Here is a 23159-nt window from a genome sequence, read left to right as displayed (position 1 = left end):
TTCATCTCGTGGATGACTTCTGGGACAAGCTGAATGATAGCGGATGCCGCATGGTTGACCGCGCTACCTTGGCCTACGGTATAGTGTCGAGGACAAGGCCGAGAGACCTGACGATCCGAGAAACCTGACAACGGGAGGTTGCGACCATGGGCGCCGTCTTCTTCGTTCTGCTGTTCTGGCCACTCATCTTTGCGGTGGGGCTGGTTTTCGTGCTGTTCGAGGTCGCGAGCGCCATAATCCTCTCTCCGGCGTTCATCGCCCTCATCGCGTCGCTGGTCTGTGACGTCTTGGCAGTGGCCGACCTTGGGCACCTCGCATGGCTGTGGTACCACGATGGCAAGCGCTTCAACGTCAAGGCAAAGGTCGTGCGTCCCGTCATCCTGGTGGTCGTGGGGTTCGTGGCGCTTGTGGCGGGCCTCGTGCTGGCTGCGCTCGTGGTCAGGGGGCTCTTCGTCTCGTAGGCCCTGGGACTACCCGTCAGACCCCACTAGACCTCGCGCAGCATGCGCATCTGGAGGCGGGGTGGCGCAGACCCTACAGCTCAAGTGGTCCAACGATGCCTACACGGTTGGCGCTGCGGATGTGGTTGACGCGACTGGCGTCGCTGGTATGGCTGGTGTTGCGGGTACGATGGATACTGCGGGACAGTATGCTGAAGCACGTACCTCCGGAGTGAATACTCCGGAGCATGTGTCCCCTGTTTTTTGCAGTGCCATTCTATTAGTACACTATTTGATTCACAAAAACTCGCCTGCCGTCCGCTTTACGGTCGCTGTGGGATGGCAGGTGAATTTCTGTGAGTCGAGGTGTGAGATATGCTCACAGAAGTTCGTCACACATCCCGATCGTAACGTCAATCGCCTCTCATCTGGATGGCAGGAGAGAAAATGTGAGCGCTAACGTTTCGCACCGTCACAATACCTGCCCTGTCATCCATCAGCACACCAGATACGGATGGCAGAGAAAGAATTGTGAAAACGAGTCAACGTGGACTCACATAACTTTCCCTGTCGTCCACGCCACGCCATGCCACGCCGCGTCACGTTACGCCACACGTTAGGCTACGTTTCGCGCTCACGTCACGACATGCCGCGGCATGCCGCGGCACACGCTCACGCCCTACATCCCCGTCACCCGTCTCGCTGTCCTCGGTCCCGTCACCTGTCCCTGCCCTTGTGTTCGCCGCCCTCGCAGCAGGCTCTGCCACCTTCTGTTCCCAAATGCTGTAAGCCAAGGGTTACCTTGCCACGGGCGAGCCAGGGGCTACCATGGTTATGGCAAATGTTATGGCAAATGCGAGTGCAGGGCCCTGCCACGCGGCAGGTCTGCCCACGAGAGGCGAGGTGACTGGTGAGCTACGACGGCATGACTAATCCCGGGCGCAACGACGCGTGCTGGTGTGGCAGCGGCAGGAAGTACAAGAAGTGCCACGGGGCGTTCGACGAGCGCCTCGAGCTGCTTGCGAGCAGGGGCGAGGAGGTCCTGCCGCGAGCGCTGTACAAGAGCGCGGCCGACATCGAGGGCATCAAGGCCTCCGCCGAGGTCAACAGGGGGATTCTCGACTACGTGGGCGAGCACATCCAGGCCGGCGTCTCGACCATGGACATCGACGGCTGGGTCAACGACTACCTGGCCGCACACGATGCCGTCTCGGCTGACCTTAACTTCGAGGGCTACCCCTTCAGCGTATGCACCTCGATCAACGACGTGGTCTGTCACGGCTTTCCCAACGAGAAGGACGTGCTGTGCGACGGTGACATCATCAACGTGGACATGTCCACCATCAAGGGCGGCTACTTCAGCGACTCGAGTCGCATGTACCACATCGGCGACGTTGACCCTGAGTGGCGCCGGCTGGTGGACGTGTGCCGCGAGTCCGTGCAGGCGGGCCTTGCGGCCGTGCGACCCTGGGGCCACATGGGCGACGTGGGCGCGGCCGTGAACCGCGTCGCCAGCGACGCGGGATTCTCGGTCGTGCACGAGTACGGAGGCCATGGCATCGGCAGGGAGTTCCACGAGGAGCCCTTCGTAAGCTTTGTCTCCGAGGCGGGAACGGGTCCCATCCTGGTGCCGGGGCTCTGCTTCACCATCGAGCCCATGGTCAACATGGGCGGGCCTGAGATCATGACAGATCGAGAGAACGGTTGGATCGTCCGTACGGCCGACGGGACGCCCTCCGCCCAATGGGAGGTCCAGCTCGTGGTCACCGATGACGGCTACGAGCTGCTCAGCTGGTAGGCGGTTTGCGGTACACTTGCGAGAGAAACCGTATTCGAAACCCCAACCGAAACCCCAACCAGGGTACGGTACGGACGGTGCTGGTGCAGCGAATGTGCCCCCGCGTCTGGCCGTGCCCTTGCAGGAGCAGCCATGTCAAAGCGTGATGGAGCAATACTCGAGATACTGACCGCAGAGCAACGAATCGAGGTGACAGCGCTGGCCGACAGGCTGGGCGTCTCCAGCGTCACGATGCGAAAGGACCTCGACGCGCTTCAGGGCAAGGGTCTCGTCCAGCGCGAGCATGGCTTTGCCCTACTCGTCAACCCCAACGACGTGGCAGGGCGCCTGGCACGTCATTACGAGGAGAAGCGTCGGATCGCTCGCAAGGCAGCCGTCCTCGTGCCTGACGGGTCCACGGTAATGATCGAGAGCGGCAGCTGCTGTGCCCTTCTCGCACGGGAGTTGGCCGACGTCAAAGCGGGCGTCACCATCGTCACCAACAGCGCCTTCATTGCCGGCTACATCCGCGACAGCGCCCGTGTCGAGACGGTCCTTCTGGGCGGCGTGGCACAGCGTGACTCGCAGGTGATGGTTGGCCCCCTGGTACGCATGTGTGCCCGCGAGTTCCTGGTAAACCGCCTCTTCGTCGGGGTGGATGGCTGGGCCGATGGCATCGGCTTCACGAATGGCGACCAGATGCGCGCGGAGGCCGTGCGCGCCATGGCAGAGTCCGCCGAGGAGGTCGTCGTCCTCACGGAGTCCGACAAGTTCGGGTGCCATGGCCTGTCGCCCTTGCGCCTTGATGGCAAGTCCCTGCGCCTCGTCACGGACGCGGGCATCCCCGAGGACTACCGCAGTCGCCTCGCCGGGCTGGGGGTCGCCATCGATTTGGCGTAGCACCCAACGGCCTCGCGGACCCCATCTATGGCTGCTACAGCCTAGAAGAACGCCTCCACCCCCTCGTCCTGGTATGCCCGTGCATACTCCGCCAGGTCCTCGGGGTGGAGGTTTTGCGTCCCGTGTAGGTGGTACTCCCAACCCAGCAGGTCGTACTTGCTTTCGCCGAAGTTGTGAAAGGGGAGGAGCTGCACGCGCGTCGTGCCAACGTCCAGCAGGATGCGTGCCATGCGTCGTGCGTCCTCGACGCCATCGTTGAAGCCTGGGATGACGGGCGTGCGCACGAGCACGTCCTTGCCCATGTCGAACGCCCTTCTCAGGTTGGCAAGGACGAGCCCGTTGCCACCGCCGGTCCCCCGCTCGTGGGCGGAGGAGTCCCAGTGCTTGAGGTCGATGAGCAGGTGGTCCAGGTGCTCCGCGACAGCCTCGAAGGTTGCCGTGGGCACATATGCCTCGGTCTCGATGCAGGTGTCCACGCCCTCGCCGTGGAGGCGCGAGAGCAGTTCGATGTCGAACTCGGGCCAGGTGAGGGCCTCGCCACCCGACAGCGTGACGCCCCCGCCCGAATCTTCGTAGAACAACCTGTCCTGCAGGCAGGTCTCGAGGACCTCATCGACGGTCTTGGTCTCGCCCACGCACGAGAGGGCCCGAGCGGGGCACGCTTCGATGGCCGCTGCCGCCTCGGGGGAGTCGCCCCTCAGCTTGCGCACGTCCACGTGGCGCTTACCGACCGTGGTGATGGCGCTCGCCTGGGGACACAACCCAACGCAGGTGCCGCAGCCCGTGCAGGCGCTTGCCTTCCACTCGAGCTGTGGCTCCCGATGCTGGCTCTCGGGGTTGGAGCACCAGAGGCAGCGCAGGGGGCAGCCCTTGAGGAAGACGACGGTGCGTATGCCGGGCCCGTCGTTCAGGCTGAACTTCTGGATGTTGAACACGGTCGCGCTCTGCATGCCTTCCCCCTCCGTTGTTGACGGGCGAAATTGAACGTCGAAAAATTATGAACGAAATAGTAATTACTTACGAGTATAGCTCTTTCTCCAGGGACTCACGAGTGGAGGACAACCATCTGTCACCAGGTGTGATGTCACTGCTGTGTGATGGGTGCGGGCGAAAGTACGTCTCATTGACAATCTCGACACGACGATATACTATACTTACGAACGTAAGTATTTAGGATTCGTTACGAAATCCAAAAAGGAGTAGCGACCATGGAGAACAAGGAGCACTTCGGGGCATTGACCGCACGCATGCGGGCCTTCCGCGAGGAGGTCCTCGACGAGCGGCCGTTCGTCGACGCCGAGCGCGCCGTGCTCTGCACCGAGTCCTACCGCCAGACGCAGAACCAGCCCCCCGTCATGCGTCGCGCGCTTGCCCTCGCGCACATCCTCGACGACATGAGCATCTACATCGAGGACAAGACCCTCCTCGCCGGCAACCAGGCCACCAAGAACTGCAACGCGCCGGTCTTCCCCGAGTACACCTTGGGCTTCGTGCTCGACGAGCTGGACTCGTTCGAGAAGCGCGACGGCGACGTGTTCTACATCACCGACGAGGACAAGCGGCGCATCCGCGGCATCGCGCCCTTCTGGGAGAACAACACCCTGCGCGACCGCGGCATGGCGCTTCTCCCCGACGAGGTCTCCGTCTTCATGGAGACGGGTCTCTTCGGCATGGAGGGCAAGCTCAACGCCGGCGACGCGCACCTCGCCATCAACCATGCGCGCATGCTGCGCGAGGGCCTGCGCGGCTACGAGGAGCGCGCCCGCCGCGCCAAGGCCGCTCTCGACCTCACGGATCCCGACTCCGTCGACAAGTACGCCTTCTACAAGGCCGTACTCGTCGTGATCGACGCGGTCCGCCGCTTCTCCCTGCGCTACTCTGCCCTTGCCGTCGACCTTGCGTCCCGCGAGTCCGATCCCGCGCGCAGGGCCGAGCTCGAGCGCATGGGCGCCATCTGTGCCAAGGTGCCCTACGAGCCCGCCTCCTCCTTCCGCGAGGCCATGCAGGCCGTCTGGTTCTCCCAGGTGCTCCTGCAGATCGAGTCAAACGGCCACTCGCTCTCCTTCGGCCGCTTCGACCAGTACCTGTACCCCTACTACAAGGCGGACCTCGACGGCGGCAGGATAAGCGAGGACGAGGCGCTCGAGCTTCTCTGCAACCTCTGGATCAAGACCCTCACCGTGCAGAAGATCCGCAGCCAGGCACACACGCTCTCCTCAGCTGGCTCGCCCATGTACCAGAACGTCACCATCGGCGGCCAGACCACGGATGGGCGCGATGCCGTCAACGAGCTCTCCTTCCTGGTGCTGCGCTCCGTGGCACAGACCCGCCTCACCCAACCCAACCTCACCGTGCGCTACCACGCCAACATCGACAGGCGCTTCCTGGACGAGTGCGTCGAGGTCATGCGGCTTGGCTTTGGCATGCCCGCCCTCAACAACGACGAGGTCATCATCCCCTCCTTCATCAGCTGGGGCGTGTCTGAGGAGGACGCCTACGACTACTCGGCCATCGGCTGCGTGGAGTGCGCCGTGCCGGGCAAGTGGGGCTACCGCTGCACCGGCATGAGCTACCTCAACTTCCCGCGCCTGCTGCTCTGTACCATGAACGGGGGGGTCGACCTCACGAGTGGCAAGCGCTTCACCAAGGACTGCGGCCACTTCACCGAGATGGAGAGCTACGAGGAGCTCGCCGAGGCCTGGGACAAGACCATCCGCGAGATGTGCCGCTACTCCGTGATCGTGGAGAACGCCATCGACAAGGCCTCGGAGCGTGACGTGCCCGACGTGCTCTGCTCCGCGCTCACGGACGACTGCATCGCGCGCGGCAAGACCATCAAGGAGGGCGGCGCCGTCTACGACTTCATCAGCGGACTGCAGGTGGGCATCGCCAACATGGCCGACTCCCTGGCGGCAATCAAGAAGCTCGTCTTCGAGGAGGAGAAGATCGGTCGCCAGCAGCTGTGGGACGCCCTCCTCGACGACTTTCAGAGTCCCGAGGGCCAGCGTGTCCAGCGGCTGCTCATCGACGAGGCCCCCAAGTACGGCAACGACATCGACTATGTCGACGACCTGGCAGTCGAGTCGTACGAGCCCTATATCGAGGAGGTCGCAAAGTACCCCAGCACCCGCTTCGGCCGTGGCCCCATAGGGGGCATCCGCTATGCCGGGACCAGTTCCATCAGCGCGAACGTGGGGCAGGGCATGGGAACCATGGCCACGCCGGACGGGCGCCATGCCCGCGAGCCGCTAGCCGAGGGCTGCAGCCCGGCGCACAACTGCGACAAGCAGGGGCCCACGGCCGTCTTCAAGTCCGTCTCCAAGCTTCCGACCGAGAAGATCACGGGTGGCGTGCTGCTCAACCAGAAGCTGACCCCCACCATGCTCTCCCGCGAGGAGAACAGGCAGAAGCTCGAGCTGATGCTGCAGACCTTCTTCAACCGCCTGCATGGCTACCACGTCCAGTACAACGTCGTGAGTCGGGATACCTTGATTGACGCACAGAGGCATCCTGAGGCGCACAAGGACCTCATCGTGCGCGTGGCAGGCTATTCGGCCTTCTTCAATGTGCTGTCCCGTGCGACCCAGGATGACATCATCGGCCGCACGGAGCAGACGCTCTAGCGGGCGCCCGTCCGTGCGGCGCTGCGGACGAGGCGCTCCAGGACCTCCCCCATGTCGGCACCCGCTGCGGCCATCATGGCCGGGAAGCGCGAGTAGCTGGTAAGGCCGGGCATGGTGTTGACCTCGTTGAAGACCACCTCGCCCCTCTCGGTCACGAAGAGGTCGACGCGGGCGAGTCCCGAGCAGCCCAGCGCGCGCCAGACGGCCGTTCCCGTCTCGCGCACGCGCTCCATGACCTCGGGCGGGAGGAGCGCGGGACAGCGAGTCGAGGAGTTTCTCGTCGATGCGTCCGCACCCTCGCTGTGGTCCTGGTGGATATGGAAGAAGCCTCCATCCGAGACGACCGTCTCGTCCACCAGCCCCATCGCGAGCTCGCCCGCGGCGCCGCCCATGATGGCACAGCCCACCTCGGTGCCCACGATGGCCTCCTCGACGGCGACCTTTTCGTCATAGCCGAAGGCAAGCCCGAGGGCCTCGTCCAGCTGCTCGGGACCCTCGACCTTGCTGACGCCGTAGCTGGATCCCCCGCGGGCCGGCTTCACGAAGAGGGGGTAGCCGCAGGCGGCCGCGACCTCGGCGATGCGTGTGGCCCCGTCGCCGGGGTGCACGACCTCGCAGCGAGGTGAGCGGATGCCTGCGGCAGCGACTATGCGGTGGGCGGCGTCCTTGTCCGTGCAGAGGGCCGAGCTGAGTACGCCACAGCCCACGTAGGGTAGTCGGCACGACTCCAGGAGCCCCTGCGTCACGCCGTCTTCCCCGCCCTGTCCGTGGAGTACGGGGAAGACCACGTCGATGGGCAGCCGGACGGGCGACCCACCCTCGACTGCGAAAAGCCCACCCCCATCGCCGGGCACGGCGCAGACCGGCGTGGTGTCATGACCCTGCCAGGAGTCGTCCGCGATGGCGGTGGCGTCACCCCCATAGAGCAGCCAGCTGCCACCCCTCGTGATACCGACGAGCGTCAGGTCGACGCGTTCCGAGAGGAGGTCGATCACGTTGGCGGCGGAGCGCAGCGAGACGTCGTGCTCGCTCGAGGTCCCCCCAAAGAGGAGCGCGACGTTGAGCCTTTCTGCCATAGGACATCCTTCTCCGATGCGTGGGCGCCGCCCAAGGCGCCGCAGTGGTTGGTCTCACGCCAGACATGGTAGCAATACGCGATGCCTTGCAGCGCTGGGCAGGCTGTGCTGACGACCAGTCGTGCGGATGGGCAGTCGCACGGGCGTATCTGGCACCCGCGCGCCCGCCCAATCCACATGGCTGGCGCTCGCGCGGGTGCCAGCCATGTGTAAAGGCCGCAAGCATGCGATTGGGTTAATTCGTCGTGCGCGATGACGCCTCGCACGGGGACGCCTGTCACAATGGCGGAGGGGCGTCCCTCTCGGCCGCGTCCCGTCCGCAATCCCTCGACCATCCGGGAAGTCCTCCGTGAGCGATTTCGTCTTCAGCGTCAATGCGACGTTGCCCATATTCCTGACCATGCTGCTTGGCACGCTCCTGCGTCGTGCGGGCGTCATGGACGAGCCGTTCACCGACTACCTCAACGCATTCGTGTTCAGGGTCGCCCTGCCGACGCTGCTGTTCATGGACCTGGCCGGCCAGGACTTTGCCAGCGCGTGGGACGGTCGCTTCGTGCTGTTTTGCCTTGCCACGACGCTCGTGAGCATCGTGCTGATCGCGGCGGCGTCGCTCGTCTTCGTGCGCGACGCGCCACGGCGTGGCGAGTTCGTCCAGGTGAGTTACCGAAGCTCGGCGGCCATCCTGGGCCTCGCCTTCATCCAGAACATATACGGCACGGGTGACGCGGGCATGGCATCGCTCATGATCTTGGGCAGCGTCCCGTTGTACAACGTCGTTGCCGTGGTGGTGCTGACGCTCACGGCACCCGGCGAGAGGGGCGGGCGGCCGGGGGCGGTGCCGCTCCTGCGCCGTGCGGGGCACGGCATCGTCACCAACCCCATCATACTGGGCATCGTTGCAGGGTTCGCCTGGTCGCTCCTGCGCCTGCCCTGCCCTGAGCTGCTCTTTAGCACCGTCCACAACGTGGGCGTCCTGGCGACGCCGCTGGGGCTCATGGCCATGGGAGCGTCGTTTTGTCCCGAGAGGGCCAAAGGCGACGTCCCAGCCGCGCTCGCCGCCTCCGTCATCAAGCTGGTGCTGCTGGTGGCCGCCTTCATGCCCCTGGCCGTGTGGGCGGGCTTCCGAGACCAGCAGCTGGTGGCGCTTCTGGTGATGCTGGGCTCCGCCTCGACCGTGAGCTGCTTCGTCATGGCCAAGAACATGGGACACGAGGGCACGCTGACCTCGACCGTGGTGATGATGACCACCTTTGGCTGCGCCGCGACGCTGACGCTCTGGCTGTGGCTGCTGAAGTCGCTTGCACTGGTGGGGTGACGTATCCATGTGGTGTGGGAGACATTCGTGGCAGGCGGAGCGGAAGGGGCCGAGGGGAGAGCGTCAGGCAAGGGGCGCGCGGCCCTCATGGCAGACGACCGCCAGCAAGGGTGGTGGCGCCGTCGCGGTGGAGATGCTCGCGGTCCTGGTGGCAGGGGCGCTTCTCGCCCTGGCGTTGCTGGGCCGCACGTCCGTCCGTGGCATCTCGCCTGCACGCGAGACGCCCACGCGGGGCTATGTGTACGCAGGCATGCACGAGGTGGGCGGTCATCAGGGCGTCGCGTATGCGAACGGCTCGTACTGGGTGACGAACAACAATACCATCCTGCGCTACGATGCGGACTGGGACCAGATCGACCAGCGCGACGATGCCCTTGCGGATGTGGGCGGCACCGCCAACCACCTGGGGGACATCGACGTCTACGACGGCCTGCTCTATGCGGCGGCGCAGCACTTCGAGGATGGCATGGCATCCGACCTCTCCATAGCGGTCTATGATGCCAACACACTGACGCTGCAGCGAGACATCCAAGTGAGTGCCGCATCCGGCCAGACGGAGTGCTCGGGCGTCGCGGTCGACCCCGCCATGGGGTCACTTTGGCTCTGCTCGTGGGAGGATGGCATCAGCAGCCAGTACCTCTACGAGTACGACCTCGCGTCCGGCGACTTTCGACGCAAGGTGCGACTGGTTGGCGCCCCGCGGGCGGTGCAAGGCGTCACCTGCCGCGACGGGGCTCTCTACCTCTCGGCTGACAATGGGTCGGCAAGTGTGGGAGAGCCCGACCACATCTACCGTGTGGAGCTGGCGGATGGCGGGCGCAGCGCGACTGCCACGCTTGAGCTGACGCTGGGCGACATCGAGGAGGACGGAGAGGCGGAAGGCCTGACCTTCAACGACGACGCCCGTCAGCTGGTCATCGACTACAACTGCAGCACTGCCCGCGTCTACCTCTATGACCTGCAGTAGTCATGCGCGTGACGGAGGGCCTTGCCCTCGTCCCGATCTTTTTGCTGCTGCGAGATGCTGGTCGGTGGCCTTTGGGCAGGGCTGTCCGAAAGCGGTTTACGCTGACCAGGTTGACAGGCGTCGAACTCTGGCAACGGACTCTAGGTCCGAAAGTGCCAAAAGCCCTTGAGGGACTTTTGGCACTTTCGGTAATTTATGGGTATTTACCTGCACGAATATATGGAAGTAACAAAAGCCCCTCAGGGACTTTTGTTACTTTTCCGTCTGTATGGGCCAGTTTCCCGCTGACGACCCGCACGTCCTTGTCCGCCAGATGTCAGTTGTTCTGTTTGGTCACGCTCCCCGTCCACTGACCGTGCGCTCCGCTATGCAGGCGCCTTGCCTATGCAATGAACTCCAGGAAGGCGTCGACCTGGTCGGAGAGTGCTGACCTGTCATCGTCCGAGAGCTTGAGCTTGCCGGTCTGCCAGGACCCGCCGGATAGCGCGATGCCGGTTTCGGGTTCGCTCATGACGTCGGCACCCACGAAGGCTAGCAGTGAACCCAACTCCCTGCGCATCTCCGTGGTTGCCGTACGTCCGCCAGCACCCGAGACAGTGACCTTGCGACCGGTAATCACGACGGAGCCGCGACCCTGGCCGGGCAGAGGGCGGCTCAGCCAGTCGATCAGGTTCTTGATGTGCCCAGGAAACGATGCGTTGTACTGCGGGGTGACGAACCAGATGCCGTCGGCGGCCCGGACGGCGCCGCGTACGGCGGCAACGGATGCAGGCTCGGGACTCTCCAGGTCCTGGTTCATGGGCGGCAGCTCGGAGTAATCAAGGTAGCTGACGTCAGCCCGCTTGCCGATGAGCTGCTTGATGACGTTGGCCAGCTGCAGATTGTAGCCGTTCTTGCGCAGGGTCCCGCAGACGATAAGGACGTTCTTCTTCTCCACGGTGGTTCCTTTCCTTTGTTATGTTGGGACAGGTAGTTCTGTCGTTGGGACAGGTAGTTCTGTCAAGACGAGCGGACTTTGCCAGGGTAGGCGCCCACTGCGTTGACTGTGTCCAATATAGGTTGCGCACAATCTATCAGAGCCACAAGATCCCCTGGCCTCCTTGTGCCCATTGTGCGGTCTTCCAGCTCACGGGCGCATATGCCGCCACGGATGCGTCAGGGAAGTATGTGCCGGGCGTGAAGTTGGTCGCTTCACGGTCAGTAACTGAACTTTCTGTTTGAACTTCTCGACATCCGTGCTACCCTCGTTCTCATAAATTGAACTTCAGTGACATTGAACTTAAGGAGTATTGAACTTTAGGTGATTGAATAAAATTGAACTTTGAACTAGGAGGCATGGGTATGCCGCAACAGACATTCTCGGAGCGCCTTGCGCAAAGGATGGGGGAGCGTGGCCTCAAGCAGGTCGATCTCGTCCACCTGGCGCAGGACCAAGGCAAGAAGCTGGGAAAGTCGCAGCTCAGCCAGTACGTGAGTGGGAAGACCACACCGCGGGCGGAGACCCTCGCGTTTCTCGCTCAGGCCCTTGGCGTAAGCGAGGAATGGCTTCTGGGGGAGGCCTCGGCGGCGATCGGCGCATCAGGTGCCCCTGGCGCATCGGTTGCCGTCGGTGTGTCGAGCGACGTCGGTGACAGTGCGCCGAATGGCAGTACCGCCACGATTGGCGCCGATACAAAGTCCCGTCTCGGCGCGAAGGCCAGGCCCAGCACGCGCGGGGCAACTCAGACGAAGGGTGCTCGCATGAGGGAGTTCAAGAAGTCCTCCAAGCTCGACAACGTCCTGTACGACGTGCGTGGTCCCGTCGTCGACGAGGCAAACCGCATGGAGGACGAGGGCGTCCACGTCCTCAAGCTCAACATCGGCAACCCCGCTCCGTTCGGCTTTCGCACGCCGGACGAGGTCGTGTCCGACATGCGCCGCCAGCTGACCGAATGCGAGGGCTACTCCGCCAGCCGCGGGCTGTTCTCCGCGCGCAAGGCCATCATGCAGTACGACCAGATCAAGGGCATCCCCAACGTGCAGATGGATGACATCTACACGGGCAACGGCGTGTCGGAGCTCATCCAGCTCACGCTGAACGCCCTTCTCGACGTCGGCGACGAGATCCTGATCCCCAGTCCCGACTACCCGCTGTGGACCGCGTGCGCCTCGCTGGCCGGCGGAACCGCCGTCCACTATCTCTGTGACGAGCAGGCCCATTGGTTTCCCGACATGACCGACATCCGCTCCAAGATCACGGACCGCACCAAGGCCATCGTCATCATCAATCCCAACAACCCCACGGGCGTCCTGTACCCACGCGAGGTCCTGCAGGAGATCGTCGGGATCGCCCGTGAACACCAGCTCATAATCCTTGCGGACGAGATCTACGACCGCCTGGTCATGGATGGCAAGGAGCACGTCTCCATCGCGAGCCTGGCACCGGACCTGTTCTGCATCACGTTCAACGGGCTCTCCAAGTCTCACATGATCGCGGGCTACCGCATTGGCTGGATGTCGATATCGGGCAACAAGGACCTGGGCCGTGACCTCATGATGGGCATCAACATGCTCTCCAACATGCGCCTGTGCTCGAACGTGCCGGCACAGTCCATCGTCCAGACCGCCCTGGGCGGGCACCAGTCCGTCAAGGACTACATCGTTCCCGGCGGTCGCGTCTTCGAGCAGCGCGAGTTCGTCTACAGTGCGCTCAAGGAGATCGACGGCGTGAGCGTGGTGAAGCCCGACGCGGCGTTCTACATCTTCCCGCGGCTCGATCCCGCCAAGTTCAACATCCAGGACGACGAGCGCATGGCCCTTGACCTCTTGCGTCAGAAGCACGTGCTCATCGTCCACGGGAAGGGCTTCAACTGGCAGACGCCGGGCTACTTCCGCATCGTCTACCTGCCACGCCTTGAGACGCTGCGCGGAGCCATGTCCAACCTCGCGGACTTCCTGAGCTACTATCGGCAATAATCTGACGGGGGTGGCAACGTCCCGCGCCAGAGCGCAGCGAAAGGCAACGTTTCAGCAGGTGGAAGGCATTAAATACCGTATCTGTCAAGTGACGGAACGCAACAGTAGAAAGCACTCCAACCGGGATTGTTCGTCCTAAAATTCGTCCTAGGGTAAAGAGGAAGGACGAATTCAAAGAGTCTCATGTGGTGAGCGTCACACTCCTTTTCGGGTGTGGCGCTCATGCGCTCAAGGTCGAGAAGAAAGAAAGGTAAGTTCAAAGCTCACAAGACAGCAAGGTCACCAGGAGTTTCCAACAGTGCGGCACGGCTGTGGCTTGGAGGCAGGAGCTTCCGCCGCGCCGTGCCATTGAATAGTGATAGTCCGGTTGTCGTTCCAGGCCGAGGAGGACGTCCAGGCACGGTCTGCCTCGTCCACGCCTATGGCCACGTCGCCGTTCACGCCTGCAGTGGTTGGACGAGGTCTGCCGGGTCGTGTCCGCGAAGTAGTCGGCGCACTGCTACCCGGACACTTCGCCGCCATGTAGTGCGGCGTGAGCTTGCAGACGCGACATCCCGAGCGGCCGCTCGAATGGTTCTTGGTGATGTGCATGTAGGTGCAGAGCTTACTCTTCGCCATCCGAACCTCTCCCATCGCAGCCATCACCAGCGCGACCACCAAAGCCTTCCACGCGGGATCGACCACCGCCGTGCCCACCAGCAAGTCCAGGTTCGCAGCCACGACGCCCAGCGCCCCCTGGGTCACGGTCCGTGCCAGCCTCCACCACCACTCGTTGCCTGTCAGGAACTCCGTCATTTGATCCCCACCTTCCTCTCGAGATCGTCGACATCGTTGCGCAGGAGGGCTGTGTCCCGCTCGAGCAGGTAGGTGCGCTCGATGAGGCAGTTGTGCTTGTCCACGCGGCGTGTGAGCTCGTCGATCTTCTGCTCCGTAACGGCCCGCGACCGCGAGTTGCTCGCCACCACGCCTGCCAGCGTGACGGCACTGCCGATCAAGGCCACCAATACCGACTCCATGCGAGAAGACCCCCTTCGATGATGTTCTTACCAACGCCTTCCATCCTCGTTCCACGTCACGAGCACCCTTGACGTGCCCAAGGCCGGCCATTACAATTCCCTTTATGGGATTTCCCACATACCAGCTATAAAAGCTGTGAGCAACCGAAGGAGGGGCACATGCAGGAAGTCAAGGAGTACGACGCCCGCGTGGACAGCAAGCGCCGCGTCACCCTGCGCGGGGCCCGATATGACTACTACAACGTGAGGGAGTTCGACAACGGCTGCTACGTGCTGGAGCCGCGTGAGCTCGCCGTGCCTGAGGGTGTGCCGGCAGACGTCCTGGCCCAGATGGACGTCTCGATGGCTAACGTGAGGGCCGGCCGCGTCTCGGCCCCCGTCGACCTCTCCGATTTCTAGGAGGGGCCCGTGTCGTTCGCGATACGCATGGGCGTCCCCGAGATGGAGTGCCTCTGGAACGACCTTCAAGCCAAGCATCTCGTGGGCACCGCCAGCAAGGCCGAGGAGCGCCTCTACGCCAAGTGGGGCAAGGCCATGAGGCTGCTCTCCGAGAACCCGTGCCACCCGAGCCTCAGGACCCACGACATTGAGGCGCTCACCAAGCGCTACGGGCAGAAGGTTTGGCAGTCTTACCTGGAGAACAGGAACAGCGGCGCCATGCGCATGTGGTGGGTCTACGGCCCGGACGAGGGCTCCATCACCGTTATCGCCCTCGACCGCCATCCCGAGAGCGGCAAGCGCGGCGCCTACGACCGGCTGGGCCTGTCCGACCTGCCGCCTCTGCGCAGGCCGGGGGACGTCAGGCCGCCGGACGGAGAAGGCCGGAGCTAGGTCGCTAGCCCTTCGCCGTGATGTACCCCGCCCGTCCCTGTCTATCCGCATGTACGTGGCGCTCGTCTTCGAGCTGTCCCACGCGGTTCCGTTCTCTCCCACGAGCGCCTTGCAGTTGTAGAAGCACCCGTAGCTGCTCGCGCCGCTTGGCAGCTCCCAGCCGGCGTCCACGTAGATGGTCGTGAGCGCCGAGCAGGTCGAGAAGCAGTAGAAGAGGTCGGTCAGCGACGACGGGTCCAGCCCCGTCAGGTCAAGCTCCGCCACGCCGCAGGAGTTGAGCGCGTACCTCGCCTGGGCGCATGCCCGCCCATGGTCCGTGACCCCGCGTGACCACTCCACCTCCGACGAGGCTGAGGCCTCGAGCACGCCGTCTGAGCGCAGCGTCCCCCAGAGCCACTGGCGCGGGTCGTTGTCGGGGTCGGTGGCACCCCGTCCTCGCCTGGCTTGCAGATGCCGTACTCGGTGGGGCTCCCTGGCATGCCTGTGGAGGATGCGTGAATCTGAGAAGTGTTTTGAGAAGTCCCCGGTACGGGTCCCGCGAAGAGACAGGACTTGGCCGCCGGAGGCCTCGCCGTCTACCGGTCTCTCCGCTTCCTGCGGGACTGGTGCGCCTGCTGCCTGCACCCCGGCCTCGTCCCCGTGCGCCTGCTGGCCCTGCTGCCCTACGAACTCCGCGTCCTGCGTCTTCCTGCCATCACTGTCACCGTCTATGAGGACCGCCTTCCTAGTCGGGTGGGCGCAAAACGAAGAGCGCCCGCAGCCTGTCGATGGGACAAGGCTACGGGTGTGTCATAAGATCAGTTAAGTAAGGACCAAGGCTTTTCAGGAGGATGATTAGCTCAACAAATTCAACTTCGTTAGAAGGGCAAGCGTGAAGAGCCTAGAGACAGAGAATGCTACGACTAGCCTAATGTCGTTGCCCAGTAAGAAGTATCGCTGTCCCCGTATAGCGCCTGCCGTAGAGTTTCACCATAGACTCCAGACTTGGGAAGCCTGACTCTGCTAAAGACTGCTTGCACCTGCTCTACGGTCGAACAGTCATCGCCTACGACACGTAATTTAGTAGGCGTCCCTTCAAAAGGGACAACATCATGATCGTAATCATAACGTAGGAAATGAAGGGCGCCAGGCTGAGGGGCGTAACCGAAAGCCATGTTCTCAATGCCTCCCAAACGCTCCACGATCCTGTCGTAAACGGGTTGTGGGGTAACAAACCATAGGCCTGAACGACAGAGGGCCTCGCGTTGTAAGACCTGCCCTTTGTAGACAAGCTGGGGGATGATCCGTTTTGATACGTTTTCCCAGTTCAGACCAACGGTAGATTGTTCCTGAGGCCGCCCCTCAAGGAGGCAATTGCGAGAATTGCAGTAGCTGCCTGTGGTATCTATGGTCTGTACCTCAATGGAGGTGAACTCCTTCAGGACGCCAGACTCATCAAGAAGAGCGAGAACCCAGTCGGCAAAGTAGTTACCAACGCCATTTCTCTTTGGCAATCGTAGCTCTCCGCCCCAGCGATGGTCGAAGACAGCAACGGCACCACCTTCGCGAATTGAACGACTGACAGTTGCTCGCCCCGCATAGAGACCATAGTCGTAGTTGAAGGTCATCTTTGAAATAGTGCGGAGAAGCTGGTAGTCATCGGCATAAAGCCGAATGGGGCAGCAGATGATGCGCTGATCCGAAGATACTTGTTTTACGGCGCAGACACCCGATCGAGTGCCATCACGTCCAAGCATCTTTGTACAGGCATCATGTATGAAGGGGCACTCTTGACGAACTATTGCGAGGCGAGCCTCATTGCTTGAGTCGTTCGCCCTATAACCAAAGAAATCAACGATAGTCCCGGCCATGCATCATCCCTCCAGTACAGCCTTTAGCGATTGTCCAACGCAGCAGGCCAGCATGGGCGGAACTGCATTTCCGACTTCGGCATATTGCTCGGCCTGGGTCCCGAGGAATACATAGTGGCCTGGAAAAGATTGAAACCGTGCGGCCTCACGTACAGTAAACGCTCGTGCTTGATCTGGGTGGAAGAAAGCACCCCAGTGAGGATCACACTTTGTAAGGACAGTGCTTGCGAGGTCGTCCCACCGTGGCCGCCCATAGCGTTTTGTATGATCAGTTCTGCGAGCTCGTCGCATGCCCTTAGGTAGAAGATCGATGGGGATATCCGTCCAATTACCTCCTTGCTTTATGTATTTAAGTCTCTCTATATTGACCGCCGAAAGCCGCGGTGCCTCGTGATTAAAAACGCCAGCGGATCCAACACACATAGCAGCCTGATAAGAGCATTGAGGTGGCGAAGCATAATCTTTACAGGTAATCCCCCTCTCTCCATTCTCTAGAGGCGGCAAGTCCCCAATCGCATCTCCTACAGTCGTAAAAGGAGCGTCGACTGCGGGAGAGGGGCGCTTAACGATTGGATGGCCATCGAATGTTGTAGTGAAATTGGCCCTAATCGGGGCATGTCGAGTTGGCTCGGGCCAAGCTGACTGCGGAATCATAGAACCACGCAGACCCAAGATGACAGTCCGCCACCGCATCTGAGGTGCACCGTAAAACGGTGCCCCCGATATATGAACATCTGCTTCATATCCTAAATTCGCGAGGGAATCCAATATGGCATGAAGAGTGCTTCCGTGTTCAAAAGAAACCAGACCAGGAACGTTCTCTATTAGAATGGCTCTGGGTTTAAATTCTCTAACGAATCGCAAATACTCAAGAAAGAGGTGGTTACGAGGGTCTTCTGGCAACCTGATTGGAGCGTTAATGGAAAAACCCTGACAAGGTGGGCCGCCGGCCACCAAATCGAGGTCTCCGACATCAAGCCCAAGTTTTTTCGAACGTCTTCTGGGTCAATAGAACGAATGTCTTCAATACAGACCTCTGCGTTAGGATGATTGTGCGCATAGGTTTCGGCGTATTTAGGGATAATCTCAGAAGCAAAAAGCGAGTGAAATCCAGCTTGCTCAAGCCCCTCGGAGAGACCGCCTGCACCGGAGAAGAGATCAATGTAGGTAAGCTGATCTAAGGCCACGCGGTTACCTCCGTTCATGCGAGACTGGACAACCTTTAAATTTTAAATCTATGGAAGCAGGGAGACACGTATTAGCACTTCGCTCCAAATGAGCAACATGGAATCATTCTAGCTCTTCAGTTGCAGGTTTGAACATTACTACAGGTCCATTCAGGGCTAGCAAAGGCATCAGATTGGAAACAGTGCGTGTCGCAAGTGTTATTTCAAGTATCGGCACAGTCGAAGTTGTAAAGCTAACAATTTGCAATGTTCCCAACCAGCAATCTAGTGTTCAAGGCTCGGTACGTGTACCTCACCGCCGTGGTCGAGCAGGGCCTCCACAGGGAGCAGACCATTACCGTACGTTGGCGTTCGTGATTGGCTCGCCGTAGAGCCACTGGAACATCTGTCGGATGGCTCCGTCCTCAACAGGTAGGATATCCGACCTGCCTAAGTAGAAGATAAGGCACATGTCAACCGTCCACTTGCCGATTCCCCGTATGCGCATGAGCGAGGCCCTAACCTCGTCGTCAGTCATGTCGACAAGCTTGGCCAGTTCCTCTTCAGGCATCTTGCGGGCAGCGATGCCGCATGTCCTTATGTCCTCCATGGGGAGTGAGAGTATCGTCTCCTGGCATATGCACCCGTCGCAGGCGGTCTCGAGCCCCTTCTCGATGGCATGCCCGACCTTCATGGAAAGCATCCGCTCGATAACCGAATGCGCGAGGTGGTTATAGGCGGTACCCGTGACCTCGTACTCAAGGTTGCCTACCGCCTCGATGAGCTTGCGCAGCCGCCAGTTGCGCTTCATGAGGCAGGCGACTTCGGGTGTGTCAGTGGTGAGTACGGGCATGAATAATCCTTATGCAATATCTTTCGGTGGATAATTGTAGCTAGCATCTGCGGTGGTTCAGCATGGTGTCCATGGAAACGGAGGCGAAGTTTGCCGATGCGTGGCTGTTCGCTATCGCGTATTCAACCAATAGAGTGTGTATTCTAGGATGAAGCACAGGCTTATAGGAGAGACAAAAGCGACATTGGAAGGCGACATTGGTGGCCAATCCCTATATCGAACCGAATCCAATAGAAGTGCTGGTCAAAGAGATATGCCATGCGCTTATGGCTGATTGCTACATCGCGGCTCTTGAAGTAGCTCTGACTCTGCCAGACATCTGCTCCCAGGCAGAGAGCGGAGCGTCAAAAGGTAGCAGATCCTTGTATGAGGTTTGGTACGACGAGCACATACCGTGCATGCCACAGATGGACAGGATTGATGTGAGCAACCCAGAACCGCGAATCCCAGACACCCTGCACATGCCCAACTTCGACGGAAAGGCATGTTACGTACTCAGATGTCGGCTGCTCCACAACGGCAACGTTCTTATTGACGATAGATATGCCGAAGAGGGAAGGAAGCCACGTGGCATAGAAGTCGGTGAGGTTTCCTTTGACGTTGGTACTGCATGTATCTGCTCGGTTGTCCCTGAGGACAAGAGGAATCCAATAGGAAACAACCCAGAGGATAAGAGGATAGTAATCAACCTCGTTTATCTATGCCTGGTTTTGGCGGAAGCTGCGCTGGCCTGTTATCAAACCTCAGAACATAAAGAGAGGTATGAGGCTGTGCGGGTGCAGATAACAGCGAATGGGACGGATACGCGAGGGTTGGAGAGCAGGTCAGTTTCTGAATGGATCAACCATTTTGAGTTAAGCATGTATCTTGCGTAGAGATCCAGGGCAAGCAGGTTATGCTCTATACATGGCAGGCGCCTGAGGGGTTCCAGCCCAAAGACCCGAGCAGTTCAAGGTAATCGCTACGTTAAAGAGCAGCCTCAGCAGCACGGTGATGTACCATCCTTCGCTGATGAGAAAGAGCTGCGCCAACGAGTGACACATGACTTCATGAGGCTGATCCTCGAGCTGGAGGGTGGGACAAAGCCAAAGAAACCAGTACCTTCTCTAGTGAGTGTTGACCGGGGCGGCGGGGTTATGTCCGATGGTCTGTTGGTTCGTAAGAGCCTCGCAAACCCAATATTCAAACCGACAGCATTCGACGACAAGGTGCGTAGCGCATTCAAGAAGGTAACCGAAAACCCAGTAAGAAAGCCACGGCATACACAGGCTCGCCGACATGATGAAGGAAGCAGCAATGTCTCCAGCGTAACGAAGCTGAGTTCAGCAGCCATAGGCGGGCTGTCCAAACAAACGTTTGAAGCAATAGCTAAGTTTCAGGACCAGCAAAAGAGCATTGCTGCCGCCTGGAGGGACTCTCCAGCATGGAAGACATTGCAGCACAAACCTGTTGAAGTCGAAGAGGCGGACAGGGCCGCAGTAATCGCTGAACTGAGGGAACTCGGGCTTTAGGCAGATGATGACACGTTCTATTTGGGCGGTTTGGGGTCAAGGCCGTCTCTCGACATTGGGCTGTATGGTAACGGAAGAAGCTTGGCCGGTTTTGACGAAGAAAAGTCAAAGTATGGGGCCTGGGGATCACTCATAGAAGCCTGTAGGGAGAAGAGAGACTACTGCACGTTCCTAGATTCGTTCAAGGGGATTGGAGGAATAGTGCTAGTCCTCTTGAACTCGGGTGGATCCCCCACACATCATGCAATCGTTGAGGTAGCCATACCCAAAGCTTCGTTTATTCGCAAAGAAGAAGCGCCGAAACCCAGCGATTACTTTATCGGGCATGTGCCCGATAGCGAGGAGGCTGTCGATTGGCTCGCAGAAGAACTGTATGCGCTTGAGGAATCTGCCTCATGCCGCAGTTATGAAACCTCGATGGCGAGGTCCGAATCGGGCGTGAACATGCCCGTGATTCACCAGTCAAGGACGCTCGGGTTAATGAGTGGCGAGCGTAACTTGGACAGTCGTGACTACCAAGAAACCGTCGACTAGATCTTCGGGAATTACCACACAGTCGAAGATACCTCTGGTGATAGCGTCCTCGTGCGCATAGAGTTTGACAGGGTACAGCAAGGTAAGCCGTATGCGTTCCCTTCGGTGCTGATTGTGAAAGGCGGGCTTTCTGCTCCCCTTGACCTATCGGATTACGGCAGATGAGTAAGAGTAAACAGTCGAAGTGCAACTGATGAATGTCGACCAAAAGACGTCCTAATTAGGGGAGAAGAACCCTTTCCACCCCACCCGCCACCGTCTTCGCTCTGGGCTTGTCGCCGGGCCGGATCGTGCCACGGGGCTGCGCACACCTCTGGAAGGTTGTGTGGGGGCACGTCGGGACTCCTACGCGGGCCGGTCTTCGGCGCGCTCCGTCCCGCGTCGTGCCCGTCCATCGGCTTCAAGCCCTCCGCTCCGCCGCTGGTGGGTGGGGTGGGCCGGCCCGGGTCGCGGGCATATCGTTCAATGGATACGCTCTGAGGCCGTACTGTTCCAATGGGTGAGGGAACGGCTAGACACGCAGGTCAAGAGGTGGGTCAGAAACATCCTTTAGGCGTTTGCCAGCTACGGGTGTGTCAAGCTCCTCGGCGACGTCATCGTGGCCATGATCCTCTACGGCACGCCTTAACTTAGATGGCAAAGTGATAGGGGCAGTGGCTGATCTGCTATGTGCTTGACAATATGTGCATGGGCCATGGCTCGTGGGCATGACCTGTTTTCAAAAAGGGCTTAGACCCAGGGATTTGAATCAGCGGTCATCCCGGGCCCGTTGACCCGCACTATGCCGGGGGACTACCCCCGGCATGCGTCGACGAACTGCTGGATGATGGCGCGCTGTCTCTGGTCGGCGTGCCACATCTGCTCGGGGTGCCACTGCACCGCACGCACGAAGCGGCGCTTGGGCATCCAGACGGCCTCGACCAGTCCGTCATCCGAGTACGCCATGGGCTCGAGACCCCTGCCGAGCTTACGTACGGCCTGGTGGTGGATGCTGTTCACGCCCATCTCGTCCGTGTTCAGAAGCTCGGCAAGAGGTGTGCCCGAAACGACGTCGACAGTGTGGGCCGGCCTGTCCGTGTCCTTCTCGACGCGGTGGTCGTGGGTGTGCGCACGCTGCGAGCAGAGGTCCTGCCAGAGCGTTCCTCCCATGGCGACGTTGATGGCCTGCATGCCACGACAGATGCCCAGCATCGGCAGGTCTCGAGCGAGGACCTGTGGCACGAGCGCCATCTGGTGGCGGTCGAGAGGGAGGTAGGGGCTCTCGGTCGCGGGGCGGGGCTCCTCCCCGTAGCAGTGCGCGTCGATGTCGAGCCCGCCAGGCAACAGGACGCCGTCCACCCCGTCGAGCAGTCGCGCTATCTCGTCCGCATCGTCCGTCAGGGGGAGCATGATCGGCAGGCTACCGCAGGTCGTCAGGGCCTCATAGTAGTTGTGCTGGATGCAGAGCCCCTCGAGCTTCGCCTCGAAGCGAGCCGTGACTGCGATGATTGGCCTCATGTGGCGTGCCCTCTCCCTGGGTGCCGGCGTCAGCGGACAAGCTCCCAGCCTAGCGCAACTGTCTTTGCCGTGCATCCGTACACCCGTGCACGCGCGCATCCGGACGCTTTGTGCCGCCTGAGGATATGAGTCCCTGCAATCATTTGGCTATCATGGGGGACGTTCGTGTGGGGCGCCCGACGGTGTGGCTCTGCCGGTCGTCACCCTGTCAGCCAAGGAGTTCGCCATGCCCGGCAAAAGGTCAGACGTCATCTCGTGGGACGAGTTCTTCATGCGCGTCGCCATCGCGGCAAGCCTTAGGAGCAAGGACCCCAAGACGCAGGTGGGGGCCTGTATCGCTGACACCAACGACCGAATTCTGTCGGTCGGCTACAACGGCACGCCCTCAGGGCTCGATGACGATGAGTTCCCCTGGGGCACGTCCGAGGACCCCCTGTTCGATAAGCACAACTATGTGATCCATGCCGAGGCCAACGCCATCCTCAACTATCGGGGCTCGCTCAAGGACATGCAGGGGGCGAAGGTCTACGTCACCCTGTTCCCCTGCCAGGAATGCGCCAAGACGCTGGTGCAGGCCGGTGTGGGTGAGGTCATCTACCTGGATGACAAGTACGACGGAACCGAGGGCAACCGCGTCTCGAAGTCGGTCTTCGACCGCTGCGGGATCACGTACCGCCAGGTAAGGCTACCCGAAGACGCCCTCGTCTAGGAGGGCTGCCGGCCACCTGCCCGGCAGCCTTGCGCATCGGGACCATCACGCACGACTTTCTGCAGTCCTCCGACCTCATGGGCCCCTTGTTCTGCTACCATGTCCTCAGGGTATAACGTAGTCTTACAAAGTAATACCA

The 23159-nt window shown here is 60.9% G+C and carries 24 protein-coding genes; 13 read left to right on the top strand and 11 right to left on the bottom strand.

All coding sequences use genetic code 11. From position 1 onward, the window contains the following. Positions 1-146: 146 nt before the first annotated feature. The 3 genes from OLSU_RS06035 to OLSU_RS06025 all read left to right on the top strand — a co-directional run bounded on the left by OLSU_RS06035 (position 147) and on the right by OLSU_RS06025 (position 3117). Positions 147-461 carry a hypothetical protein gene (locus tag OLSU_RS06035; protein ID WP_013252065.1) on the top strand — a complete coding sequence of 105 codons (315 nt, stop codon included), beginning with the start codon at positions 147-149 and terminating at the stop codon, positions 459-461. A gap of 889 nt (positions 462-1350) precedes the next feature. Further along, the gene (map, locus tag OLSU_RS06030; RefSeq protein WP_236697188.1) at positions 1351-2238 is read left to right on the top strand and encodes a type I methionyl aminopeptidase; all 888 of its coding nucleotides are present in this window, start codon (positions 1351-1353) and stop codon (positions 2236-2238) included. A 132-nt stretch (positions 2239-2370) separates the two neighbouring features. Next, positions 2371-3117: a DeoR/GlpR family DNA-binding transcription regulator gene (locus tag OLSU_RS06025; RefSeq protein ID WP_013252062.1), complete on the top strand. Its 747-nt coding sequence runs from the start codon at positions 2371-2373 to the stop codon at positions 3115-3117. Between the two features lie 41 nt (positions 3118-3158). On the opposite strand, the gene OLSU_RS06020 is transcribed toward OLSU_RS06025, so the two are convergent. Further along, entirely contained in the window at positions 3159-4067 is a 909-nt protein-coding gene (locus OLSU_RS06020; RefSeq protein WP_013252061.1) for a glycyl-radical enzyme activating protein, read from the bottom strand. A 258-nt stretch (positions 4068-4325) separates the two neighbouring features. Here OLSU_RS06020 and OLSU_RS06015 point away from each other — a divergent pair, with 258 nt between their 5' ends. Further along, on the top strand, positions 4326-6740 hold the full coding sequence (locus tag OLSU_RS06015; protein WP_013252060.1) for a glycyl radical protein: 2415 nt from the start codon (positions 4326-4328) through the stop codon (positions 6738-6740). Here the strand turns inward: OLSU_RS06015 and OLSU_RS06010 are convergent. Beyond that, positions 6737-7816: a D-alanine--D-alanine ligase family protein gene (locus OLSU_RS06010; protein WP_013252059.1), complete on the bottom strand. Its 1080-nt coding sequence runs from the start codon at positions 7814-7816 to the stop codon at positions 6737-6739. The genes OLSU_RS06015 and OLSU_RS06010 overlap by 4 nt on opposite strands. Positions 7817-8165: 349 nt before the next feature. On the opposite strand from OLSU_RS06010, the gene OLSU_RS06005 reads away from it, so the two are divergent. Continuing rightward, on the top strand, positions 8166-9131 hold the full coding sequence (locus OLSU_RS06005; protein ID WP_013252058.1) for an AEC family transporter: 966 nt from the start codon (positions 8166-8168) through the stop codon (positions 9129-9131). Between the two features lie 7 nt (positions 9132-9138). Beyond that, on the top strand, positions 9139-10098 hold the full coding sequence (locus tag OLSU_RS06000; protein ID WP_013252057.1) for a YncE family protein: 960 nt from the start codon (positions 9139-9141) through the stop codon (positions 10096-10098). A 382-nt stretch (positions 10099-10480) separates the two neighbouring features. On the opposite strand, the gene OLSU_RS05995 is transcribed toward OLSU_RS06000, so the two are convergent. Next, the gene (locus tag OLSU_RS05995; RefSeq protein WP_013252056.1) at positions 10481-11035 is read right to left on the bottom strand and encodes an NADPH-dependent FMN reductase; all 555 of its coding nucleotides are present in this window, start codon (positions 11033-11035) and stop codon (positions 10481-10483) included. A gap of 404 nt (positions 11036-11439) precedes the next feature. Here OLSU_RS05995 and OLSU_RS05990 point away from each other — a divergent pair, with 404 nt between their 5' ends. Next, on the top strand, positions 11440-13053 hold the full coding sequence (locus OLSU_RS05990) for an aminotransferase class I/II-fold pyridoxal phosphate-dependent enzyme (RefSeq protein WP_013252055.1): 1614 nt from the start codon (positions 11440-11442) through the stop codon (positions 13051-13053). 279 nt (positions 13054-13332) lie between these two features. Here the strand turns inward: OLSU_RS05990 and OLSU_RS09115 are convergent, their stop codons facing one another. Both OLSU_RS09115 and OLSU_RS05980 read right to left on the bottom strand, forming a co-directional pair. Further along, complete coding sequence (locus OLSU_RS09115; RefSeq protein ID WP_013252054.1) at positions 13333-13848, bottom strand: hypothetical protein; 516 nt, start codon at positions 13846-13848, stop codon at positions 13333-13335. After that, positions 13845-14069, bottom strand: coding sequence for a hypothetical protein (locus OLSU_RS05980; protein WP_013252053.1), 225 nt, complete (start codon positions 14067-14069; stop codon positions 13845-13847). The genes OLSU_RS09115 and OLSU_RS05980 overlap by 4 nt, the downstream gene beginning before the upstream one ends. A 159-nt stretch (positions 14070-14228) precedes the next feature. Here OLSU_RS05980 and OLSU_RS05975 point away from each other — a divergent pair, with 159 nt between their 5' ends. Both OLSU_RS05975 and OLSU_RS05970 read left to right on the top strand, forming a co-directional pair. Beyond that, on the top strand, positions 14229-14468 hold the full coding sequence (locus OLSU_RS05975; RefSeq protein ID WP_013252052.1) for a hypothetical protein: 240 nt from the start codon (positions 14229-14231) through the stop codon (positions 14466-14468). Positions 14469-14477: 9 nt separating this feature from the next. After that, complete coding sequence (locus OLSU_RS05970) at positions 14478-14900, top strand: hypothetical protein (RefSeq protein ID WP_013252051.1); 423 nt, start codon at positions 14478-14480, stop codon at positions 14898-14900. Positions 14901-15802: 902 nt separating this feature from the next. Here OLSU_RS05970 and OLSU_RS09365 read toward each other — a convergent pair. The 4 genes from OLSU_RS09365 to OLSU_RS05960 all read right to left on the bottom strand — a co-directional run bounded on the left by OLSU_RS09365 (position 15803) and on the right by OLSU_RS05960 (position 18769). Continuing rightward, positions 15803-16750, bottom strand: coding sequence for a NotI family restriction endonuclease (locus OLSU_RS09365; RefSeq protein WP_013252050.1), 948 nt, complete (start codon positions 16748-16750; stop codon positions 15803-15805). Between the two features lie 3 nt (positions 16751-16753). Then, positions 16754-17671: a DNA cytosine methyltransferase gene (locus OLSU_RS09915; RefSeq protein ID WP_407635727.1), complete on the bottom strand. Its 918-nt coding sequence runs from the start codon at positions 17669-17671 to the stop codon at positions 16754-16756. After that, on the bottom strand, positions 17575-17937 hold the full coding sequence (locus OLSU_RS09790; RefSeq protein WP_236697189.1) for a DNA cytosine methyltransferase: 363 nt from the start codon (positions 17935-17937) through the stop codon (positions 17575-17577). Before OLSU_RS09790 ends, OLSU_RS09915 begins: the two co-directional genes overlap by 97 nt. Before the next feature lie 334 nt (positions 17938-18271). Next, positions 18272-18769 carry a DNA-3-methyladenine glycosylase family protein gene (locus OLSU_RS05960; RefSeq protein WP_013252049.1) on the bottom strand — a complete coding sequence of 166 codons (498 nt, stop codon included), beginning with the start codon at positions 18767-18769 and terminating at the stop codon, positions 18272-18274. A gap of 200 nt (positions 18770-18969) precedes the next feature. On the opposite strand from OLSU_RS05960, the gene OLSU_RS09535 reads away from it, so the two are divergent. The 3 genes from OLSU_RS09535 (at position 18970) to OLSU_RS09525 (ending at position 20814) form a co-directional block, all read left to right on the top strand. Continuing rightward, positions 18970-19644: a hypothetical protein gene (locus OLSU_RS09535; RefSeq protein WP_013252048.1), complete on the top strand. Its 675-nt coding sequence runs from the start codon at positions 18970-18972 to the stop codon at positions 19642-19644. A gap of 174 nt (positions 19645-19818) precedes the next feature. Further along, the gene (locus OLSU_RS09530) at positions 19819-20280 is read left to right on the top strand and encodes a hypothetical protein (protein ID WP_148219065.1); all 462 of its coding nucleotides are present in this window, start codon (positions 19819-19821) and stop codon (positions 20278-20280) included. Positions 20281-20361: 81 nt separating this feature from the next. Then, complete coding sequence (locus tag OLSU_RS09525) at positions 20362-20814, top strand: hypothetical protein (protein ID WP_148219064.1); 453 nt, start codon at positions 20362-20364, stop codon at positions 20812-20814. Between the two features lie 511 nt (positions 20815-21325). On the opposite strand, the gene OLSU_RS09910 is transcribed toward OLSU_RS09525, so the two are convergent. Both OLSU_RS09910 and OLSU_RS05945 read right to left on the bottom strand, forming a co-directional pair. Then, the gene (locus OLSU_RS09910) at positions 21326-21523 is read right to left on the bottom strand and encodes an NgoMIV family type II restriction endonuclease (RefSeq protein WP_148219063.1); all 198 of its coding nucleotides are present in this window, start codon (positions 21521-21523) and stop codon (positions 21326-21328) included. An 83-nt stretch (positions 21524-21606) separates the two neighbouring features. After that, the gene (locus OLSU_RS05945; protein WP_013252047.1) at positions 21607-22311 is read right to left on the bottom strand and encodes a gamma-glutamyl-gamma-aminobutyrate hydrolase family protein; all 705 of its coding nucleotides are present in this window, start codon (positions 22309-22311) and stop codon (positions 21607-21609) included. Between the two features lie 226 nt (positions 22312-22537). On the opposite strand from OLSU_RS05945, the gene OLSU_RS05940 reads away from it, so the two are divergent. Then, positions 22538-23020, top strand: coding sequence for a deoxycytidylate deaminase (locus OLSU_RS05940; RefSeq protein ID WP_013252046.1), 483 nt, complete (start codon positions 22538-22540; stop codon positions 23018-23020). The last annotated feature ends 139 nt before the right edge of the window (positions 23021-23159 follow it).

This window comes from Olsenella uli DSM 7084, assembly GCF_000143845.1.
In the GTDB taxonomy this organism is placed as follows: Bacteria; Actinomycetota; Coriobacteriia; order Coriobacteriales; family Atopobiaceae; genus Olsenella; species Olsenella uli.
This window is presented reverse-complemented; position numbering and strand designations above follow the sequence as displayed.

What these genes read in the sequence shown, in the direction of transcription:
- OLSU_RS05975 (WP_013252052.1), top strand. Translation starts at nt 14,229, where the DNA reads ATGCAGGAAGTCAAGGAGTACGACGCCCGCGTGGACAGCAAGCGCCGC.
- OLSU_RS06020 (WP_013252061.1), bottom strand. Translation starts at nt 4,067, where the DNA reads ATGCAGAGCGCGACCGTGTTCAACATCCAGAAGTTCAGCCTGAACGAC.
- OLSU_RS06035 (WP_013252065.1), top strand. Translation starts at nt 147, where the DNA reads ATGGGCGCCGTCTTCTTCGTTCTGCTGTTCTGGCCACTCATCTTTGCG.
- OLSU_RS05945 (WP_013252047.1), bottom strand. Translation starts at nt 22,311, where the DNA reads ATGAGGCCAATCATCGCAGTCACGGCTCGCTTCGAGGCGAAGCTCGAG.
- OLSU_RS09365 (WP_013252050.1), bottom strand. Translation starts at nt 16,750, where the DNA reads ATGGCCGGGACTATCGTTGATTTCTTTGGTTATAGGGCGAACGACTCA.
- OLSU_RS05960 (WP_013252049.1), bottom strand. Translation starts at nt 18,769, where the DNA reads ATGCCCGTACTCACCACTGACACACCCGAAGTCGCCTGCCTCATGAAG.
- OLSU_RS06010 (WP_013252059.1), bottom strand. Translation starts at nt 7,816, where the DNA reads ATGGCAGAAAGGCTCAACGTCGCGCTCCTCTTTGGGGGGACCTCGAGC.
- OLSU_RS09910 (WP_148219063.1), bottom strand. Translation starts at nt 21,523, where the DNA reads ATGCCCACGAGCCATGGCCCATGCACATATTGTCAAGCACATAGCAGA.
- OLSU_RS06015 (WP_013252060.1), top strand. Translation starts at nt 4,326, where the DNA reads ATGGAGAACAAGGAGCACTTCGGGGCATTGACCGCACGCATGCGGGCC.
- OLSU_RS05980 (WP_013252053.1), bottom strand. Translation starts at nt 14,069, where the DNA reads ATGGAGTCGGTATTGGTGGCCTTGATCGGCAGTGCCGTCACGCTGGCA.
- OLSU_RS06025 (WP_013252062.1), top strand. Translation starts at nt 2,371, where the DNA reads ATGTCAAAGCGTGATGGAGCAATACTCGAGATACTGACCGCAGAGCAA.
- OLSU_RS06000 (WP_013252057.1), top strand. Translation starts at nt 9,139, where the DNA reads ATGTGGTGTGGGAGACATTCGTGGCAGGCGGAGCGGAAGGGGCCGAGG.
- OLSU_RS05990 (WP_013252055.1), top strand. Translation starts at nt 11,440, where the DNA reads ATGCCGCAACAGACATTCTCGGAGCGCCTTGCGCAAAGGATGGGGGAG.
- OLSU_RS09115 (WP_013252054.1), bottom strand. Translation starts at nt 13,848, where the DNA reads ATGACGGAGTTCCTGACAGGCAACGAGTGGTGGTGGAGGCTGGCACGG.
- OLSU_RS09530 (WP_148219065.1), top strand. Translation starts at nt 19,819, where the DNA reads ATGAGGCTGATCCTCGAGCTGGAGGGTGGGACAAAGCCAAAGAAACCA.
- OLSU_RS05940 (WP_013252046.1), top strand. Translation starts at nt 22,538, where the DNA reads ATGCCCGGCAAAAGGTCAGACGTCATCTCGTGGGACGAGTTCTTCATG.